The organism is Saccharothrix deserti, from assembly GCF_009769385.1.
Taxonomy (GTDB): Bacteria; Actinomycetota; Actinomycetes; order Mycobacteriales; family Pseudonocardiaceae; genus Actinosynnema; species Actinosynnema deserti.
This window is the reverse complement of record NZ_VKAB01000015.1, coordinates 118,430-137,899: the sequence shown is the minus strand read 5'-3', so window position 1 is coordinate 137,899 and position 19,470 is coordinate 118,430. Positions and strand designations below refer to the sequence as shown.

Annotated in this window: 21 protein-coding genes; 15 read left to right on the top strand and 6 right to left on the bottom strand. The window is 70.7% G+C overall.

The features are described 5' to 3' along the window. Positions 1-17: 17 nt before the first annotated feature. Both FM051_RS24300 and FM051_RS24295 read right to left on the bottom strand, forming a co-directional pair. Entirely contained in the window at positions 18-1,004 is a 987-nt protein-coding gene (locus FM051_RS24300) for an alcohol dehydrogenase catalytic domain-containing protein (RefSeq protein WP_238412619.1), read from the bottom strand. Between the two features lie 41 nt (positions 1,005-1,045). After that, on the bottom strand, positions 1,046-2,893 hold the full coding sequence (locus FM051_RS24295) for a glycoside hydrolase family 15 protein (RefSeq protein ID WP_238412618.1): 1,848 nt from the start codon (positions 2,891-2,893) through the stop codon (positions 1,046-1,048). A 442-nt stretch (positions 2,894-3,335) separates the two neighbouring features. On the opposite strand from FM051_RS24295, the gene FM051_RS24290 reads away from it, so the two are divergent. The 7 genes from FM051_RS24290 (at position 3,336) to FM051_RS24260 (ending at position 7,972) form a co-directional block, all read left to right on the top strand. After that, positions 3,336-3,920 carry a DUF3558 domain-containing protein gene (locus tag FM051_RS24290; RefSeq protein WP_158847116.1) on the top strand — a complete coding sequence of 195 codons (585 nt, stop codon included), beginning with the start codon at positions 3,336-3,338 and terminating at the stop codon, positions 3,918-3,920. 132 nt (positions 3,921-4,052) lie between these two features. After that, positions 4,053-4,445, top strand: coding sequence for a transcriptional regulator (locus tag FM051_RS24285; RefSeq protein ID WP_158847114.1), 393 nt, complete (start codon positions 4,053-4,055; stop codon positions 4,443-4,445). 35 nt (positions 4,446-4,480) lie between these two features. After that, positions 4,481-5,818, top strand: coding sequence for a PPE domain-containing protein (locus FM051_RS24280; protein WP_158847112.1), 1,338 nt, complete (start codon positions 4,481-4,483; stop codon positions 5,816-5,818). Between the two features lie 76 nt (positions 5,819-5,894). Continuing rightward, positions 5,895-6,701: an ESX secretion-associated protein EspG gene (locus FM051_RS24275; RefSeq protein ID WP_158847110.1), complete on the top strand. Its 807-nt coding sequence runs from the start codon at positions 5,895-5,897 to the stop codon at positions 6,699-6,701. Positions 6,702-7,024: 323 nt separating this feature from the next. Beyond that, a complete protein-coding gene (locus FM051_RS24270; protein ID WP_158847108.1) occupies positions 7,025-7,258 on the top strand; it encodes a hypothetical protein in 234 nt (77 codons plus the stop codon). After that, positions 7,239-7,616: a sterol carrier family protein gene (locus FM051_RS24265; protein WP_158847106.1), complete on the top strand. Its 378-nt coding sequence runs from the start codon at positions 7,239-7,241 to the stop codon at positions 7,614-7,616. Before FM051_RS24270 ends, FM051_RS24265 begins: the two co-directional genes overlap by 20 nt. 14 nt (positions 7,617-7,630) lie before the next feature. Further along, positions 7,631-7,972, top strand: a complete 342-nt coding sequence (locus FM051_RS24260; protein ID WP_158847104.1) for a hypothetical protein — start codon at positions 7,631-7,633, stop codon at positions 7,970-7,972. Here the strand turns inward: FM051_RS24260 and FM051_RS24255 are convergent. Continuing rightward, on the bottom strand, positions 7,969-9,966 hold the full coding sequence (locus FM051_RS24255; RefSeq protein WP_158847102.1) for an alpha/beta hydrolase: 1,998 nt from the start codon (positions 9,964-9,966) through the stop codon (positions 7,969-7,971). The genes FM051_RS24260 and FM051_RS24255 overlap by 4 nt on opposite strands. After that, a complete protein-coding gene (locus FM051_RS24250; RefSeq protein ID WP_158847100.1) occupies positions 9,963-10,277 on the bottom strand; it encodes a hypothetical protein in 315 nt (104 codons plus the stop codon). Before FM051_RS24250 ends, FM051_RS24255 begins: the two co-directional genes overlap by 4 nt. 328 nt (positions 10,278-10,605) lie before the next feature. On the opposite strand from FM051_RS24250, the gene FM051_RS24245 reads away from it, so the two are divergent. The 8 genes from FM051_RS24245 (at position 10,606) to FM051_RS24210 (ending at position 17,186) form a co-directional block, all read left to right on the top strand. Beyond that, complete coding sequence (locus FM051_RS24245) at positions 10,606-11,115, top strand: hypothetical protein (RefSeq protein ID WP_158847098.1); 510 nt, start codon at positions 10,606-10,608, stop codon at positions 11,113-11,115. A gap of 109 nt (positions 11,116-11,224) precedes the next feature. After that, positions 11,225-11,956, top strand: a complete 732-nt coding sequence (locus FM051_RS24240) for a maleylpyruvate isomerase N-terminal domain-containing protein (protein WP_158847096.1) — start codon at positions 11,225-11,227, stop codon at positions 11,954-11,956. Between the two features lie 103 nt (positions 11,957-12,059). Then, positions 12,060-13,592 carry an amidophosphoribosyltransferase gene (purF, locus tag FM051_RS24235; RefSeq protein ID WP_158847094.1) on the top strand — a complete coding sequence of 511 codons (1,533 nt, stop codon included), beginning with the start codon at positions 12,060-12,062 and terminating at the stop codon, positions 13,590-13,592. 61 nt (positions 13,593-13,653) lie between these two features. After that, positions 13,654-14,715 carry a phosphoribosylformylglycinamidine cyclo-ligase gene (purM, locus tag FM051_RS24230; protein WP_158847092.1) on the top strand — a complete coding sequence of 354 codons (1,062 nt, stop codon included), beginning with the start codon at positions 13,654-13,656 and terminating at the stop codon, positions 14,713-14,715. An 84-nt stretch (positions 14,716-14,799) separates the two neighbouring features. Beyond that, complete coding sequence (locus FM051_RS24225; RefSeq protein ID WP_158847090.1) at positions 14,800-15,291, top strand: SigE family RNA polymerase sigma factor; 492 nt, start codon at positions 14,800-14,802, stop codon at positions 15,289-15,291. After that, on the top strand, positions 15,288-16,064 hold the full coding sequence (locus FM051_RS24220; protein ID WP_158847088.1) for a hypothetical protein: 777 nt from the start codon (positions 15,288-15,290) through the stop codon (positions 16,062-16,064). The genes FM051_RS24225 and FM051_RS24220 overlap by 4 nt, the downstream gene beginning before the upstream one ends. Before the next feature lie 9 nt (positions 16,065-16,073). Further along, positions 16,074-16,502, top strand: a complete 429-nt coding sequence (gene arfB / locus FM051_RS24215) for an alternative ribosome rescue aminoacyl-tRNA hydrolase ArfB (protein ID WP_158847086.1) — start codon at positions 16,074-16,076, stop codon at positions 16,500-16,502. 27 nt (positions 16,503-16,529) lie between these two features. Then, positions 16,530-17,186: a class I SAM-dependent DNA methyltransferase gene (locus FM051_RS24210; RefSeq protein ID WP_238412617.1), complete on the top strand. Its 657-nt coding sequence runs from the start codon at positions 16,530-16,532 to the stop codon at positions 17,184-17,186. On the opposite strand, the gene FM051_RS24205 is transcribed toward FM051_RS24210, so the two are convergent. Together FM051_RS24205 and FM051_RS24200 are read right to left on the bottom strand one after the other, a co-directional pair. Then, positions 17,168-17,836 (bottom strand): response regulator, encoded by a 669-nt coding sequence (locus tag FM051_RS24205; protein ID WP_158847084.1) that lies wholly within the window; start codon positions 17,834-17,836, stop codon positions 17,168-17,170. The genes FM051_RS24210 and FM051_RS24205 overlap by 19 nt on opposite strands. Continuing rightward, positions 17,833-19,380: a sensor histidine kinase gene (locus FM051_RS24200; protein WP_158847082.1), complete on the bottom strand. Its 1,548-nt coding sequence runs from the start codon at positions 19,378-19,380 to the stop codon at positions 17,833-17,835. Before FM051_RS24200 ends, FM051_RS24205 begins: the two co-directional genes overlap by 4 nt. Positions 19,381-19,470: the final 90 nt, after the last annotated feature.

Below are 19,470 nucleotides of genomic sequence, written 5' to 3'. Positions count from 1 at the left end.
GGTTTCCGACCGCAGCGTCACCGCTGCACCAGGTCCACGACCACCTTCACGTCGTCCTCCTCCTTCTGAAGCGCATCGGTGAACCGGTCCAGCGGCACGCGGCGGGTGATCAGGCCGTGCAGCCAGGGGCGGCTGGCTTCGGACAGAGCCTCGGCGGCCGCGGTGTAATCCGGCAGGCCCGCGTTGACCGTGCCGACGATCGTCTTGTTGCCCAGGACCATCCCGTCGAACACGCTCGGGTCCAGGGGCACGGGGTCGTGGTCGCCGGTGAGGCCCGCCAGCACCGTGACGGACGCACGACGTGCGCACTCCCAGATCAGCTGGGCGACGCCGGTGCACTCGATGGCCACGTCCACATCGGCGGTGACCTTGGAGAGGTCCGAGTAGTAGGTGGCGCCCAACGTCGTGACCAGGTCCGGTTTGCGGCCGTCCGTGACGCGGTCGACCACGTGCACCTCCAAGCCCCGCTGCACGCCCAGCAACGCCGCCAACAAGCCGATCGGGCCGGCCCCGGTGATCAACGCCGATCGCACCGGCAAGTGGGATCGCGCAGCCACCGCCTCCGCCTGCGCCCACGCCTTGGCCACCACGGACGCAGGCTCGGTCAAGACCCCCGCGTCACCGAGTGTCGGGTCGAGCTTGATGGCGAACTTCGGCGGCACGGTCCAGCGTTGCATCCCGTAACCATCGAGTTCCTTGATGCCGCGCTCGGTGTACTTGCCGTTGCGGCAGAAGTCCCACGCGTCCACGGCGCACGCCGGGCACGGCTCCGGATCAGGTCGGCGCACCACCCCGGCCACCAGATCACCGGCGGCGAAACCGGAACCCGGAGGCGCGGTGAGGACTCGGCCCAGGGACTCGTGGAACGGCACGATGCGGTCCCGGCCCGGCGGCAACCAGCCGAAACCGTCGCGGATGATCTCCACGTCCGTGCCGCACATGCCGACCAGCAGGCCCTCGACCAGCAGTTCGTCCGGACGATCGGGATCCTCCCGATCAACCACCCGGGACGCCTCCGGCTTGCCCGGGACGACCTCCGCCGCCCTCACGCCGCCCCGCCCCGGTGCCGCTCGTCACGGGTGTGGCCGCCGAACAGCACCGCGGCGCTGTTCACCAACGCCAGGTGGCTGAACGCCTGCGGGAAATTGCCGCACATCCGGCCGGTCTCGGCGTCGTACTCCTCGGCCAACAACCCCACGTCGTTGCACAGGTCCACGAGCCGGTCGTACATCGCCACCGCCTCCTCGCGCCGTCCGGCCAACGCCAGCGCGTCGACGTACCAGAACGAGCACGCCAGGAAGCTTCCCTCGACACCGGCCAATCCGTCCACATCGGACTCGCCGTGGGACGTCTCGTACCGGTCCACCAGGTCGCCGCGCTTCAGCACCGTGGATATCGCATCCAAAGTGCCGACCACGCGGGAATCGTCACCGGGCAGGAAACCGACCGCCGGGATCAGCAACGTAGCCGCGTCCAGCGAGGTGCCGCCGTAGTACTGGGTGAACGCGCCCAACGACGAGTTCCAGCCCTTGGCCAGCACCTCTTCGTGCACGGCCGAGCGCAGCTCACGCCACCGTTCCACCGGACCGGGCAGGTCGAACTCCTCCACCGCGCGCACCGCCCGGTCGAACGCCACCCACAGCATCACCCGCGAGTGGGTGAAGTGCCGGTCCGGCCCGCGGACCTCCCACAACCCCTTGTCGGGCTGCTCCCACACCTTCTCCAGGTGCCGCATCATCCCGCGCTGCATCGACCACGAGTCCGGCGTCTCACCCAGCCCGCGTTCCCGCGCCAGGTGCAGCGCGTCCATCACCTCGCCGTACACGTCCAGCTGCAACTGCCGGTAGGCCGCGTTCCCGACCCGCACCGGCCGCGCGCCCCGGTACCCCGGCAGCCAGTCGACCTCCCACTCGACCAGGTGCCGCTCGCCGCCGATCCCGTACATGATCTGCAGGTCCGCCGGGTCACCGGCCACGGCCCGCAGCAGCCACCTCCGCCACGCCGCCGCCTCACCCGTGCAGCCGAAGTTGTCGAACGCCAGCAACGTGAACGTCGCGTCGCGCAGCCAGCAGTACCGGTAGTCCCAGTTGCGCTCGCCGCCGAACGTCTCCGGCAGCGACGTGGTCGGCGCGGCCACGATCCCGCCGGTCGGCGCGTACGACAGGCCCTTCAACGTGATCAGCGACCGGTGCACGGCCTCCGCGTGCGGCCCGTCGTAGTCGATCCGCGACGACCAGGCCAGCCAGAACGCCTCGGACCGCGCCACCTCGCCCAACGCGTCCACCGGCGCGGGCGGCTCGTCGGGCGAGAAGGCGAACTCCATCACCCACGACAGCCGCTCACCGGCGGAGACGGTGAACACGGCCTCGTGCGCGCGTACGCCCGGCACCCGGTACGGCAGCCGGTCGCCGTACAACGCCACCGCGGACGGTCCGGCGAGCGCGACGATGCACTCCTGCCCGTCCCGCTCACCGCGCCGCACCCACGGCACCGAGTCGGCGTAGGCGAACCGCAGCACCCACCGGAACTCCATCTCGACCTGCCCGGACACACCTTCCAGCACGCGCACCACGCGGGTGTCGGCGTCCCAGTCGTCCTGCTCCGGCGGCATCGTGTCGATCAGCCGCACCACGCCGTCGACGGTCTCGAACTCCGTCTCCAGCACGAGGCTGCCGTCCCGGTAGGACCGGCGCACCGACACGACCTCGCCGGTCGGTGCGATCCGCCAGTGCCCGTCGTCCTCGGTGCCCAGCAGCCGGGAGAAGCACGACGGCGAGTCGAACCGCGGCATGCACAGCCAGTCGATCGACCCGTCCCGCCCCACCAACGCCGCCGTCCGCAGATCCGACAGCAGCGCGTAATCCTCGATCCGTCCTGGCCCAGTGTCTCCCACACCGCCGAGGCTACGGACCGGCGTTTGACCGCGCTCGACTTCATGCTCGACGAACACCCAGCAGGACGAGCAGGCCGCGCCGACAAGTCCACAGTGGACTCACTGGTCGAGGCCGCCGAGTGCGACGTCGTCACGGACACCTGACCGGGTCGGAGGTTGATCAGCAGGTCCCTCTGCGGGGCGGCCGGCGCGTTGTTGCCGTCGCGCAGCAGTGCAGTCACGTCGAACTCGTGCGTGGGGTAGGCGCCGACGACCTGGTCGTCACCGGCGACCTTCGTCCCGCTCAGCCACACCTCGTCGCGCGCGATCACGCCGCCGTCGAGCTTGAGGAACGTGCGGGTGACCGGCTGCGGGGCTGCGGTCATTCGTGAAGAAGGTTCCTTTAAGCGGGTTCCTCGGCAATGCGTCTTACGGGTGACGTTGATCCGATACGTTGGTCCTCATGCGTCGTGTCCTGCCGCTCATCGCCGCTCTGGCCCTGCTCGGGGGCTGCTCGCAGACCACGAATGGATCCGCGACCCCCGACGGTTCGGGCTCCACGTCGGCCGACCGGACGTCCGGGTCGAGCAAACCGACGTCGACCTCGGACGAGCCGGCCAAGCGCCCGAAGACGATCAACATCGAGAGCATGGACCCGTGCACGCTGCTGACCGACGCCCAGCGCACCGAGTTCGGCCTGGACCGCCCGCCGAAGCTCGACGAGGTGCCGGGCAAGCCCGGTTGCAGCATCGGCCGCGAGGACCGCAAGTTCTCCCTCGCGATCTACCTCGACAGCACCAGGGGCATCGAGACCTACACCGAGCCGCCCCGCCCCAACGCCACGAAGATGCAGGTCGGTGGCTTCCCCGCGGTGCTGCTCGAATCGACCACGGCCCTCGGCCTCGCCTGTTCGGTCATCGTCGACGTCTCCGACGGCCAGTTCGTCGACGTGCAGGCGGCCAGCCTCGGTGACACGGACGTGAAGAAGCTGTGCGAGATCGTCCAGCCGATCGCGGGCGCCGTGGTCACCAACCTCATGAGCAAGTAGCCCGATCGGCGAGAAGAACGAGTAGAACTACTCCCTTTGCACAGGGAACCGCTCACGCGCGTCATACATCAAAGCTAAAGTCGTCCCAGATGCACACGCTGGGGTATGTGCAGCACTGAGGAGGGGTGTGCCGTGTTCATCGCGGATGGTGGTGGCGGGGGAACGACGCCGACGACGCTTCCCGACTACAGCGGGGCGCAGCGGAAGCTGAGCGTCGAGCCCTCGGCGATCCCGGCCGCGCGCAAGGTGTTCTCGGACGCGCTGGAAACACTGCAGGCCAAGCTGGATCGGGCGGTCGCCGAGCTCGAGGCGAGGCCGTGGGCGGGCGACCCGGTGAGCGAGGAGACCGCAGACCGGTTCAACCGGGACACGTTCGAGGCGGGCGACTCCGCCGGCCTCACGGCCCTCAAGGCCTACCGCGACCAGCTCAAGGGCGTGGTCGACCAGCTCACCGCCATCGAGGCCGACTACCGGCGTGTCGAAGGCGACAACACCGCGTCCTGGGGACGCGTCCACAACGGCTGACCTGCTGACCTACGCACCTGAGGGGGGCGAGCACGATGGGTGACCACCGCTGGCGCGGGTATGCCCACCCCGATCTGCACCGCATGATCAACGAGGGACCGGGCGTTGCCGCGTCCCGGCCGCTCGAGGACTCCTGGAAGTCGCTGTCCGATGCCCTGACCGAGATCGACACGTCGATCCAGGAAGGGCTGGGCAGGCTCGGCGCGAGCTGGGAGGGCGAGACCGCCGACACGACGACGGCCGCATTGTCGCCCCTCTCCGCGTGGGCGGCGGACGCCCAGCAGGGCTCGAGCACGATGGAGACCTCCGCCCAGCTGCAGGCGGACTACATCGCGAACGCGCGCAAGGAGATGCCCGAGCCGGTCCCGGTGACCACCGAGGCGCCGTCCTTCGGCGACAAGCTCCTCGGCGGCCTGACCGGTCCCGTCGGGATGATGCACGTCATCAAGCAGCAGGAAGACCACGAGCGGCAGGAAGCGGCGCAGGACAACGCCGAGGCCAAGGCCGTCGAGGTGATGAACAACTACCAGTCCAGCAGCGAGTGGAACGCCGACACGCTGGGCAAGTTCGTCCCGCCGCCGCAGGTCGTGATCGACACCCCGCCGCCGGCGGGCGCGGGCGGGTACAACAACACGAACGCGAACTACAACGCCACGCAGACGTGGACGCCGCCGAGCGACAGCGGCACCACGAACACGTCGTGGGCGCCGCCGACGACCGGCACGCCGACCGCGCCGCCCCCGCAGCTGCCCCCGACGACCGGCGGTGACACCCGCACCTCGTGGGCTCCGCCGAGCGGGCCGCCGGCACAGCCCCTGCCGCAGGTCAACCCGCCGGTGAACACCCCGGTCAAGCCGCCCGTCGGCCCGCCGGTGCCGCCGCCCAACTGGACCCCGCCGAAGCCTCCGGGCAGCGGCCCGCAGGTTCCGCAGAGGGTGCCGACCGGTCCCGGTGGTCCGCGTCCGGGTGTGCCGACCGGTCGGATGCCCGGAATGCCGGGTATGCCGGGTATGCCCGGCGGCCCTGGTGGTCCCGGTGGTCCCGGCGGCATGCGGCCGGGTATGCCCGGCATGCCGGGTTCGGGCGGTATGCCCGGTGCCGGTGGCGTGCCCGGTAGCCACGCGGCCGGTCTCCCCGGTCGGGGTGGCGCGTCCGGTGTCGGCGGCTTCGGTCCCGGCGCCGGTGGTCCTGGTGCCGCCGGCCGTCCGGGTGCGGGCGGCGCGGGCATGGCCGGTGGTGCGGCCGGCGCGCAGGGCGGTCAGGGCGAGGACGACATCGAGCACAAGGCAGCCGACTACCTGGTCGAGACGAACGACGTGTTCGGCGACGACCGGCTCGTCGCGCCGCCGGTGATCGGGGAAACGCCGCAGTAAGCGATCCACCGGTGCACGGGCTCGCGTCGATCTCGGCGCGGGCCCGTGTCCGGTGTTCAGGGGACGGGGATATCCGGTGACGTATTTCGGGGGGCCTGCGGAGCGGGAGCCGATCGAGCTCTCCGCCGAGGAGTTCGACGTGCTCTGGGAGCGCCTCGACCTGGGGCAGATGCCGCTGGTCATCAAGGTGCCTTCGCCGGGCAAGACCCACCAGGAGCGCGCCGAGCTGGAACGACGCGTCTGGCAGGGCATCGGCGCGCGGGGGCTCGGCGGTCCGACCGGGCTGCACCCGGAGCTGGACTACCTGCTGCGGCTGTTCTCCCGGCCCGAGCGCGAGGTCGACGGCCGGGTGTGGATCGGCAAGAGCGTGCGGGTGCTGGCCGTGGCGAACGGCGACTACGGCGCGGTGGCCACGTTGACCGGCGACCGGCTGACGTTCCGGCGTGCGGCGGGCAGCGGCCTGCCGTCGGCCGTGCTGGGCGCGCTGCCCGCGCACCCCGCCGGGACGGGGCACTCGGTGACCATGCCCAGTGCCGACCTGGAAGCCGCCGTGCAGAAGTCCGACGGCACGCCGAGGAGCCTGGAGAACTCGCTGCGCGAGTACGGCGTCCGCCAAGAGGACGCCGCCACACTGGTGAAGATGTTCACCGGTCTCGTGCACACCGGCAACTTCGGCGCGGCAGCCCGCGACAAGTACGGCAAGCGGTGCCGACCGGACCGGGTGGTCGCGTTCTTCGACACCGAAGAAGGTCGCTACCTGCAACAACGCCGTGCGTCGAACGGCTCGGTGCCGTGGAGCACCTTCAGCCCGACCGACTCCCGCCGGCTCGCCCACCAGGTGGACGAACTGCTCGCCGAAGCGGTGCGCGCCGCGAAGATCTGACCTGGCGCTCCCGCCACCTCGTGCGGTTTCATCTGCTTCACCGCCGTCGCCCCTTGCACGAGAAGACGGCCGGATGACCGTCGAGCGACGGCAGTTCCTGATCGGATCCCGGAGCGGCCCTATCGGTAGCGCGGGAACGAGGCCGACGAGGGGGCCGTGTTCCCGCGGGTGGTGGAACCCGGCCGAGCCCGGCTCGTTCACGCCGGCGGTCCAGGACGGCCGTTAGGTGCGGGCCGGGCGGCGGGTGTTGCTGCGGTTGGACGACGGTTCGTACGGGCTGTTGAAGCACATGTGCGGTGACGTGCCGGCCTTTCCTGTGGCCGGTGCGGGCGGAATCGGTGCGGGGCAACGAGATCCGCTTGGCCCAGCCGCTGCCGTTGCAGGCGCGGTTGGCGTTCGACCCGCAGCTGACGACGTTCGCGCCGGCGATCGTCGGTGCGGGAGTCGAAGGTCTGACCATCCGGATGCGCAAGACCGCACCCGCGCAACCTGCACCAGGCGCGACGGCGGCTGCGCGGGCGGCGTTAACCTGGGCGGGTGCCGTCGAAGCCCGTTGACCCCCACGACGTGCGCGCCGCGGTCGAGGCCGTGCTGCCCTGGCTGCTGGGCGAGTCGGACAAGCCGGAACGCCCGGTCCTGGCCGCGGCCGTGCGCCTGAGCCTGCGGACCCTGGAACAGATCGCGCCGGGTCGCAGCGTGGAGGTGCGGGTGCCACCGTTCGCCGCCGTGCAGTGCGTGGCGGGCCCCCGGCACACCCGGGGCACACCGCCCAACGTGATCGAGACCGACCCGCGCACCTGGCTGGAACTGGCCGTGGGCAGGCTCGGGTGGGCGGAAGCGGTGGAGGACGCCAAGGTCAGCGCATCCGGGAGCAGGGCTGATCTCTCAACCCTGCTCCCGGTGCTCCGCTTCTAGCTAAGCTCGACCGCGTGAAGGCGCTCAAGGCGTGTGTCGCCGTCCTCGCGGTCGGAACCCTCCTCGTCGGTTGCAGCAGCGAGTGGGAGGAAGACGTCCAGTTCAAGGTCACTCGTATCACTCCGGAGACCGAGGTGACGCCCGGACGCACCTCGCCCCCACGTGCGGTGCTCGCGCTCGATCAAGAGGACCCCAAGGGGCTCGTGGCGCTGAACACGGCAAGTGCCGACCTCGACCAGTTCCCGGACGGGATCAAGGCCGGTGACGTGGTGATCTGCAAGGTCCGCCAGGTCGAGGCCAACAACCTCGACGGCCTCGGCGCGGAGTCGACCGTCGGTCCTTGCCGGATGGCCTAGAACCACGACCCGACGGTCCTGTCCCACGCGTTGCGCGCGCCTTCCACCGCGTCGCGGCCGACCTCGACCACGTCGCCGACGCCGCCGACCACCACGTCGAGGGCGTCGCTCACCACTTCTTTGCCCGTGTCGGCCAGGTGGCCGCCGGCTCCGGACCAGTTGCCGTTCCAGGCCTCGCGACCGGCGTTGTACAGGCCGGTTCCGGCGTCGACCGCCAAGTCCGCCGCACCCACGGCCGTGCCGCCGACGACGTCGATCACCGGGCCGACGCCGGGGATGTGCGAGCCGGGCAGCGAGGGGCCGAGCGGGTTTTCGTCCCACTCCTGCTCGGTCACCGAAGCGCCGTCGCCGGTCGCGATCCGAGCCAGGTTCTGCACCGACTCGGAACCCTCCGCGTAGTACTGCGAGTGGGCATCCTTGATCATGCTCGAGTCGGTGGTGCCGAAGGTCTTCGCGCCGAACCGGTCGTCGTACGGGCCGGTCGACGAGCCGTCCTCGGTGAACCAGTTCGAACTCGTGCCCTGGACGACCGGGTCGTGCTCGGTCGCGCCGACGTAGACGTGACCGGGGCCGGCCGAGAGTTGGTTGACGTTCGAGGCGCCCACGCCCGGCGAGCCGACGAACGCGATGTCGTCCGCGGCAAGGCCGTTCATGCCCGCGTATCCGACGGTGGTGGAGCCGTAGGAGTGGCCGATCACGGTGACGTGCGGGTTCGTGTTGCCCGCGGCCTCGGCGGCGGCGCGGTAGCCGTTGACGTCGGCGACGAGGTTCGCGCCGCCCTCACGGGCCTGCGCCGGGTTGTCGACCTCGCCGGGCGCCCAGCCGGGCGCGTCGTAACCGAGCCACTGGATGGTGGCGTTGTCCTTCGGGTCCCCGTGCTCGTTCATCTGCTGGCGCAGGTTCGCCGCTTGGTCGAGGCCGAAGCTGCCCATGTCCGAACCGGTACCGGGAACGGCGACCGCGAGGTTCTTCGCGGTGTCCGGGTCGCCGTACGCGATCGCCATGCCGCCGTCGCCGCGCGGGCCGTACGGGTCGTAGGCGAGCACGCGAACATCGCTCGCATTCCAGCCCTTGTCGCCTGCGATGATCTGCGCACGTTCGAGGCTGCTCTGGGCCTTCTGCGCGTTCTCGGCCTTGGTGGCGACCTCCTGACGCTGCTCGCTGAGCGACGCGTACTGAGAGTCGTTCATGAGCTTGGTCATGTCGTCGGAGTTGTTCGGGTCGAGCCCCAACTCCTTGGCGCGCTCGGCCATCTGCGCGTCCAGCTGGTCGCGCTGTGCGCCGAAGCGCTGGATGTCATCGCTGATCCGGAGCCTGTTGGCCTGGTCGAGGACACCCGACGGGAGGCCGCGGAGTTGGCCCAGCTCCTGGAACTTGGTGCGCAGCAGCTCGTCCTGCTGCTCCTTGGTCAGCGACTTCCACCAGGCGGCGACCTGCTTGGGGTCGGTGCCCGGACCGGGCACGGTGGCGGTGGTGCGCATGGCCGCAACGGCGGTGCTCCAGCCGGCGTCCTTGCCCGCCGTCTCCTCGAACCCGGGGCGGACCTTGGTGAGGGCGTCGGCGTAGGAGCGGAGGACGCGTTCGTAGCCGGTCTTGACGTTGTTCAGCTGCTCGTTGACGCGATTGGCCAGGTCACGGGTCTGCGCCTCGTCCAGGGCGGGTGAGCGGCCGCGCCAGAAGTCGATCAGCTGGTCGGCGCTGCCGCGCATCTGGGTGTAGGCGCGGGAGGCGGCCTGGACGATGTCGGCACCGGCGCCCAGCCGTTCGCCGGCCACGGTCGCGGACTTGGTGGACAGCTCGGCGCGGGCGCCGAACTTGGCCGCGCTCTCGCCCTGCCAGGTGGAGGTCGCGGTGGTGCCGCCCGCGGAGACCGACTCGCCCGCGCGGCCGACGGCGCTCATCGCGCCGGTGATGGGGTCGGCGGCGGCGGCGACGCGGCCCGCGTCACCGGCGGCCAACTGGCCGTACAGGACCTCGGGGTCGGTGTAGCTCACGCCATGCCCCCTTCGATGCCGCTGAACGTGGTGTGCGAGTCGTCGTCCGCGCGCTGGTAGGCGTCGGCGTTCTCGTTGAGGCCGTCACCGGCGTCGCGGTACCAGGCGCTGCCCCGGCGCAGGTCGTCCGACTGCTCGCCGGACCACTTGGCCAACGCGTCGACGAACTCCGCCGCCGCCGGTACCTGCCCCAGCGCCTCGGCGTCCAGCCTGAGCATGGAGATCAGCTCAGCACCGTCACCGGTCGCGTCCGCGCCGTCGTGGAACTGCTTCGACGCCGCGCGCAACGTCTCTGGTTGCACACCGAACACGATTCCCCACCCTTCGTGCCACTAGCCGCTGAGAGTGCGACGCGCGTGCACCTTCTCCGGTTCCCACGCCCCGTGGGCCAAGGAGGTGAATTAAAACCCCCTGTCGAGACCACTCGAACGTGATCTTGCCGGCGTCGAACAGCAGTTCGACCATTGATGCATGACGCTGCTGATCCCGACGCCGAAATCCGTCGCCCTCGGAGCCCTCCGCCACGCGGTGGACCGAGTCCGAGCACTCCTGGCGACCCTTCTGGCGCCCACTCCCTCCCGTTCCCGTCACTACGCCCCGTCAGTGCCGCAAATCCTTTGGCGGCGGTGCAAATCAGCTTTGAGCCACCACGCGACCACGACACTCCAGACCCACCCGGTCCGACATCCGGACCAGCTCGCGGCACCCCGTCGCGAGCCGCTCCCCGCACCCACCCGGAGTCCTTTCCAGCCGCCAACCCGAACGGCCCAATCCCCCGAGGATGTTCGCCCGAATGATCACCACTGGCACGACCAGCCGATCCCACCGCCCGCCGGCACCACGCCCGCCGGCACCACGACCGCCGACCTCGCCATCGACTGGCCGCCCGCCATCGACTGGCCGACGGTGGAGCCGGAGATCTGGGCCGACCAAACCGACACCGGTTTCGCCGGCTACCTCGCGAAGCCCGCCGTCGCGGAATCCGCTGTCCTGGAGACCGCCGTCGAGGAGACCGCTGTCCTGGAGGCCGTTGTCGAGGCCCGCGCCGACTGGGAGTTCACCCCTGGCGACCTCGCCCGGTGGTACGACGAGGCCGCGGCGAGGTTGGACGCGGTGGCAGGAACCAACTTCGCCGATCGTCCTCGGTGATCGCGCCCCGCGTCGGCGCGGGCGAGTGGGAATCTCGGGCTTCCGGCGCCGTGAGGTAGATCGGTGCGGCACGATGGCCGCACCGATCTACTCAAGCGGGAGGCTGGACGTGCCTGGAGGTTGGACCACGCAGCGGTGGACCGAGGTCTTCACCGCGCAGGCGGCGATGTTCCGGGCGGCGGTCGGGAAGGCCGACCCCGCGGCCAAGGTGCCCAGCTGCCCCGGCTGGACGTTCACCGAGCTGACCCTGCACGTCGGGCGGTTCCTGGAGACGTCCCTGGAGTACCTCCGCACCGGCAGCACCGTCCAACTCCGCCTGCCACCGCCGCCCGCCGACGTGGTGCCGTTGGAGTACCTGGACGCCCAGTTGGCCAAGGCCGCCGAACTGCTGCCCGCCACCCCCGGCAACCGGACGGCCTGGACGTTCTCGCCCTCGGCCCCCGACCTGGCGTGGGTCTGGCACCGCCGCATCGCGCACGAGATGGACCTGCGCCGCTGGGACGCCCAAGCCGCACTCCGCGAGCTGGTCGTGGGCGACGCGGACTTCGCGGTGGACGGCATCGACGAGGCGCTGACCACCCTGCTCGCCGCCAAGTACTCGACCGACGTGCCGCCGACCACCAAGGGCACCGCCCTCGTCCAGCTCACCGACGTCCCCGAGGCGTGGGTGGTGACGTTCGCGCCCGGCGTCGTGCCGGAGGTCCGGGCGGCCTGGCCGGGCGAGGAGACGGACCTCCAGGTCACCGGTGAGGCGCAACTCGTCCACTACGGCCTGTGGGGTCGCCTCCCGCTCAAGCACACCGGGGACGAGCAGGTCTGGTACGCGCTCAAACTCGACTGAGGGTGCGTTTGGTCACGTCACAGGGGGCCTGATGGGGGTACTACCACCCCCATCAGCCTTACACTCGACGGTGCAGCCCGACCTCGTCGCTAGGGAGCAACCGGTGGTCACCGACCAGTCCGCAACCGGCCGCACTGACCACGACCTACAAGAGGAGCGCGAACCCCGCGAGGAATGCGGTGTGTTCGGCGTCTGGGCACCCGGTGAAGAGGTCTCCAAGCTGACCTACTTCGGCCTCTACGCCCTCCAGCACCGAGGCCAGGAGGCAGCGGGCATCTCCGTCGGCGACGGCAGCCAGGTGGTCGTCTTCAAGGACCTCGGCCTGGTCAGTCAGGTGTTCGACGAGCAGGTCCTCCAGTCCCTGCGCGGCCACGTCGCCGTCGGGCACTGCCGCTACTCCACCACCGGTTCCACCACGTGGGAGAACGCGCAGCCGACGTTCCGCACCACGGCCACCGGCTCCGGCCTGTCCCTCGGCCACAACGGCAACCTGGTGAACACCGCCGAGCTGATGGTCAGGGCACGCGAGGTCGGCGTCGACACCAGCCACGGCGCGACCACCGACTCCGACCTGATCTGCGGGCTCCTCGCCGCGCAGGCCGCAGACATCGGCATCGAGCAGGCGGCCTTGCAGCTGCTGCCGACGCTGCGCGGCGCGTTCTGCCTCACGTTCTCCGACGAGTCGACCCTCTACGCGGCACGCGACCCGCAGGGCGTGCGCCCGCTGGTGCTGGGCCGCTTGGAGCGCGGCTGGGTCGTCGCGAGCGAGACGGCGGCGCTGGACATCGTCGGCGCGTCGTTCGTCCGCGAGGTCGAGCCGGGCGAGCTGATCGCGATCGACGAGAACGGCCTGCGGTCCAGCCGGTTCGCCAACCCCGAGCCCAAGGGCTGCATCTTCGAGTACGTCTACCTGGCCCGCCCGGACACCACGATCGCCGGTCGTTCGGTGCACGCCACCCGCGTGGAGATCGGCCGCCGCCTCGCGGTGGAGCACCCGGTGGAGGCCGACCTGGTCATCCCGGTGCCCGAGTCCGGCACGCCGGCCGCCATCGGTTACGCCCAGGCCAGCGGCATCCCGTACGGCTCGGGCCTGGTCAAGAACGCGTACGTGGGCCGCACGTTCATCCAGCCGTCGCAGACCATCCGGCAGCTGGGCATCCGGCTGAAGCTGAACCCGCTGCGCGACGTCATCCGCGGCAAGCGCCTGGTCGTGGTGGACGACTCGATCGTCCGCGGCAACACGCAGCGCGCCCTGGTCCGGATGCTGCGCGAGGCCGGCGCGATCGAGGTGCACGTGCGCATCGCGTCGCCGCCGGTCAAGTGGCCGTGCTTCTACGGCATCGACTTCGCCTCGCGCGCCGAGCTCATCGCGAACGGCCTGGACAACGACGGCATCCGCCGCTCGGTGGGCGCTGACTCGTTGGGTTACGTGTCGTTGGAGGAGCTGATCGCGGCCAGTGAGCAGCCGAAGACGCGCCTGTGCTGCGCGTGCTTCGACGGCGACTACCCGATCCCGCTGCCCGACGACGCGCTGATCGGCAAGCACCTGCTCGAAGGAATCCGGGGCGTCTCGGGCTCGGCCGCCCCCGTCCTGACGAACGGGTACGGTGCCGAAGACGCCCTCCAACGGCCCTGAGAGCCGCTGGGGCGTGGACGCCCGAAAAAAGCAGATGCCCTGAAAGTTGGAGCACAGAGACGTGACGGACAGCGCCAAGGCGACCTACGCCGCAGCTGGAGTAAGCATCGAAGCCGGCGACGAGGCGGTGGAGAAGCTCAAGCCGTGGGCGGCGAAGGCGCAGCGTCCCGAAGTGCTCGGCGGCATCGGCGGCTTCGCGGGGCTGTTCCAGTTGAAGCTCGACCGCTGGAAGGAGCCGGTGCTCGCGTCCTCGACGGACGGCGTCGGCACCAAGATCGCGGTCGCGCAGGCGCTGGACAAGCACGACACGATCGGTATCGACCTGGTCGCGATGGTCGTGGACGACCTCGTGGTGTGCGGCGCGGAACCGCTGTTCATGCAGGACTACATCGCCATCGGCCAGGTCGTCCCGGACAAGATCGCCGCCCTGGTGAAGGGCATCTCCGAGGGCTGTGTGCTGGCCGGTTGCGCGTTGCTGGGCGGCGAGACCGCCGAGCACCCCGGCCTGATGGGCGCGAACGACTACGACATCTCCGGCACGGGCGTCGGCGTGGTCGAGGCCTCCGCCATGCTCGGCCCGGACCGCGTGCGCGCGGGTGACGTGGTGATCGCCATGGGCTCGTCCGGCCTGCACTCGAACGGGTACTCCTTGGCGCGGCACGTGCTGCTGGACATCGCCCGGATGCCGCTGGAGGGTCACGTCGAGGAGTTCGGCCGCACCCTCGGCGAGGAGATGCTGGAGCCGACCCGGATCTACGCCAAGGACTGCCTGGCGCTGGCCGCCGAGGCGGAGGTGCGGACGTTCGCCCACGTCACCGGTGGTGGCCTGGCCGCGAACCTGGCCCGCGTGCTGCCCACGGGCCTGCGCGCCGAGCTCAACAGGGGCACCTGGACGCCCGCGCCCGTGTTCGCCCTGATCGCCCAGCGCGGTCGGGTGGAGCGCGAGGAGATGGAGAAGACGTTCAACATGGGCGTCGGCATGGTCGCCGTGGTCGCCCCCGAGGACGTAGACCGCGCCCTGGCTGTCCTGACCGCCCGCCACGTCCCCACGTGGGTGCTCGGCGACGTGGTCCGCTCGGACGAGCCCGGCGCCGCCCTGGTCGGCGACCACCCGCGTTTCTAGGTCGCGCCAAGAACTGAAATCGCCCTCGCGGCAACCTCCGCCGGTCGTCGATCCGTACTAAGCGGCGACCGAGGAGGGGCCCGAGTGGATCGCGATCGTGAGTTCGACGAGTACGTCGACGCCCGTGCGCTGGTGATGCGGAGAACCGCGTACCTGCTGTGCGGTGACTGGCACCGCGCCGAGGACCTGGTGCAGACGGCGCTGGCCAAGCTGTACGTCGCCTGGCCCAGGGTCAGGCGGGACGCGTCACCCGACGCCTACGCCCGAAAAGTGCTGGTCCGTGCGGCCATCGACGACTCGCGGCGCGCGTTCCGGCGTCGCGAGACGGTGGTCGACGCGGTCCCGGACACCCCCGTTCCCGGCGCCGCGTCGGACCTCGACGTGCGCCGCGCGCTGGCGTCGTTACCGGCCGGGCAGCGGACGGTGGTGGTGCTGCGCTATTGGGAGGACCTGAGCGTCACGGAGACCGCACGCCTCCTCGGTCGAACCGAAGGCACCGTGAAGAGCCAGGCGGCCAAGGGCTTGGCCGCGCTGCGCGACCTTCTCGGGCACGACGTCCTGGAGGAGCAGCGATGACCGACATCAAGCAGACCCTGGCCACGGCGTTCACCGACGAACCGCCGTTGGCCATGGACAAGTCCGCGATCCGCCGAGCGGGCAAGCGCCGGATCGCGACCCGGTACGCGTCCATCGGCACGGCGGTGCTCGTCGCGGCGGTCGTGGTGGCCGTGCCGACCATGGTGAACCTCGGGGGTGGTGGTGGCGGTCCGGACGTGGGGCTGGCGAGCGCGCCGGAGTCGCACACGGTGATCCCGCGAACCTCGGACGCCGTCTCCGATACCAAGCCCCTGGACCCGGGCTTGTCGGACGAGCGCGCGGTGCAGTTGACCGGGATCCTGCGCGACTCCGGCGCGATCCCGGCCATGCAGACGCACAGCCCGGTGGGGGCGGAGTTCGGCCCCTGGGAGTTCGAGGCGTGGGGAGCCTTCTACACCGCCACGGCGGAGGTGTTCGACGCCCGGGGGAGTGCCAGCGTGTCGTTGAGGCTGGTCGCGCGTCCCTACGAAGGCTGTGAGGAGATCACCTTCCAGTCGGCCAACCGCACGTGCGAGGTGCGGACCACGGCGGACGGCCGTGAGTACAAGGTCGAGCTCGGGCCGGACGTCCCGGGCAACCTGATCAGGGTCACCTTGAAGCTCCCGGACGGCCGGAAGCTCGAGGTGTCGGCCCAGGGCATCGAGGACCGCAGCAAAGGCCCCTACAACACGTCGCCCGCGGTGGGCGGGCCGCAGCCGATGACCGAGGCCGAGCTGGTAAAGCTCGCGACGGTGCCCGGGTTGACCTTCTAACCTGTACGGGTGGCTGAGGACTTGACCGTGACGCGGACGCTGGTGGTGCCGGCGGCCGAGTTGAGCGAACGGTTCTCCAGGTCCTCAGGCCCCGGCGGCCAGGGCGTGAACACGGCGGACAGCCGGGTCGAGCTGAGCTTCGACCTGGCTGCCTCGCCGTCCGTACCCGAGTGGCTGCGTACCCGGATGCTCGCCCGGCTGGAGAAACGCCTGGTCGACGGCGTGCTCACGGTGACCGCCGGCGAGCACCGGGCCCAGCTGCAGAACCGGATGGCGGCCCGCGAGCGGATGACTCGCATCCTGCGTGACGCCGCTGCCGCACCACCGCCGGTTCGGCGGAAGACCAAGCCGACCAGGGGCTCGCAGGAACGCCGCATCGCGGAGAAGAAGCGGCGCGCCCAGACGAAACACGGCCGGCGCGGCGGCGGCTGGGACTGACCGGCTCCGGGACTAAGGTTCGAGGGCGTGACCGAGCCGGAATTCCTCACCATGACGCGCACCGCATACGACACCGTCGCCGTCGACTACGCCGACCAGTTGCGCGACCACCTCGCGGCGAACCCGCCGGACCGGGCGGTGCTAGGCCTGTTCGCCGAACTGGTGGACGGCCCGGTCGTGGACATCGGCTGCGGTCCCGGCCGCATCAGCGGTCACCTGCACGGCCTCGGCATCGACGTGTCCGGCATCGACCTGTCGCCCGGGATGGTCGCCGTCGCCCGCCGCGACCACCCCGACCTGCGGTTCGAGGTCGGCTCGATGCTCGACCTCGACCTGCCGGACGCCTCGCTCGGCGGCGCGCTCGCCTGGTACTCGGTGATCCACGTGCCGTGGGACCTGCACCCGGCGGTGTTCGCCGAGTTCCACCGCGTCCTCGCGCCCGGCGGCCTGCTGCTGATGGCGTTCCAGGTCGGTGACGAGGTCCGGCGGGTGGAGCACGCCTACGGGCACGACATCTCGGCGGACGCCTACCGCCTGAACCCCGAACGGGTGCTCGGCCAACTCGTCGAGGCCGGGTTCGAGCCGCACACCCGCCTGGAACGGGAGCCGGCCGACCCGCACTGGGAGAAGACGCCGCAGGCCTACCTGATCGTCCGCAAACCGGGTCAGCCCAGCCAGACGTAGAGCCGTTCCGGCCGCCCGGTCCCGCCGTACTTCAGCCGCACCTCCGCCTTCCCGGTGCTCACGAAGTGCTCCAGGTACCGCCGCGCGGACACCCTGGCCAGCTCCGTCGCCTCGGCGCACTCGCTGGCCGAGACGCCCACCGGTCGCTCCCGCAGCACGCGTTCCACCAGGTTGGCGGTCTGCGTGCTCAACCCCTTCGGCAGCACGGGGGCACTGCGCGGCCGGGCGCCGAAGACCTGGTCGACGTCCGCCTGACCGGCCGACGCGAGCTGGTCCAACCGCCGGTCCAACGCGGCGAAGTGCGCGAGCTGGTCGCGCAGCGCCGCGTACTCGAACGGCTTGATCAGGTAGTGCAGCACCCCGCCGCGCATGGCGCTGCGCACCGTCTCCACGTCCGTCGCCGCCGTGATCACGATGACGTCCACGTCGTCGGCCAACCCGCGCAGTTCCCGCAGCACGGCCAACCCGTCGACGTCCGGCAGGTAGACGTCCAGCAGCACCAGATCCGGCCGCAGTTCCCGCACCAGCCGCACCGCGTCCGCGCCGTTGTGCGCGACGCCGACCACCTCGAACCCCGGCGTCCGCGCCACGTATCCACTGTGGACTTTCGCGACCATGAAGTCGTCGTCCACCACCACAACCCTGATCACACCGGCACCTCCGTGGGCAGCCGGGCGGTGAACACCGCACCGTCTTCGTTGTGCACCTGCACGGATCCGCCGCGCCGCAGGCAGGTCTGCCGGATCAACGCCAACCCGAGCCCGCGCTGACCCTGTTCGGCGGCCTTGGTGGTGAACCCGTGCCGGAACACCTCGTCGGCCAGTTCCGCCGCGACACCCGGCCCGGAATCCCTTACCACGACCGAGATCTCGTCGGCGGAAGACTGAACGGACACCTCGATCCAGCCCCGTTCCGACAGCGCGTCCAACGCGTTGTCCACCAGGTTCCCGATCACCGTGACGAGGTCCGTGGACAACTCCTCGTCCACCGCGCCGAGCGAGCTGTCCGGCGCCATCCGCAACCCGATGCCGCGTTCGGCGGCCAGGCTCGACTTGGCGATCAGCAGCGCCGCCACCGCCGGGTCGGAGACCTTCGAGCCGACCTCGGCGCGCCACGCGCCCTGCGCGGTGTTGATGCGGCTGATGAACCCGCGCACCTCGTCGTACTCGCCCAGCTCGACCAGGCCCGCGATGGTGTGCAGGCGGTTGCTGAACTCGTGCGCCTGCGCCCGCAGGGTGTCGGTGGCGTGGCGGGTCGCGTCCAGTTCGTCGCGCAACGTCATCAGCTCGGTCCGGTCCCGCAGGGTCACCACGGCGCCGTGCACGTCGAGCGGCATGTAGTTCAGGGTCAGCACCCGGCCTCCGGTCAGCGCGAGCTGGTCCACGCCGGTGGCCCGGCCGGTGAGCACGTCGCGCAGCCGTTCGTCCAGCTCGAGCTCCGAGACCGACCGTCCCACGGCGTCCTCCGGCAACGCCAGCAGCTCACGGGCGTGGTCGTTGACCAGCGTGATCCGGTGCTGCGGGTCGAGCGCGACGACGCCCTCCTTGATGCCGTGCAGCAGGGCCTCCCGGTACTCGACCAGCGCGGTGATCTCGTGCGGCTCCAGACCCAGCGTCTGGTTCTTCACCCGCCGCGCGAGCAGCAGCGAACCGGCGACGCCGATGACCAGGGCCACGCCGAGCAGCCGCAGCGCGTTGTCCGGTGAGTCCAGCACACCCTCCCAGAACCCCGGCGCCTGCTGCCCGGCGGCGACCAGCCCGATCACCTTGCCGTCGTCACCGATCACCGGCACGTGCGCCACGGTCCCGCCGTCCAGCTGGCCCACCCACGACCGGCCCTGCAACGCCGTGCTGTCGCCGACGTCGAGCGGTTCGCCGACCTGGCTCGGGTCCGGCGAGGTCAGGACCTTGCGGTCGGGGTCGGTGATGATCACGTAACTGGCCCCGGACAGGCTCCGGGCGCTCTCCGCGAACGGCGCCAGCGCGTAGTGCCGCAGCGGGTCGGCCAACGACACCCGCATGCCCTCCGTCGCGGCCACGTTCTCGGCCACCGAGAGCATCTTGCTCCCCTCGGTCGAGCGGAAGTTGTTCCCGGCCTGGACGACCGACAGCACACCCACCGCGCCCAGTAGCGCCACGACCACGACCAGTTGCCACACGAGCAGCTGACGGGCCAGCGATCCGCGACTGCCCATCACCACCTCCGATCGGGCACCCCGGTGACCACAAAGAACAAAAGAACCCTTAGGCGCGCAAGCGGGACTTCCCTGTTTACACGAGTGCAA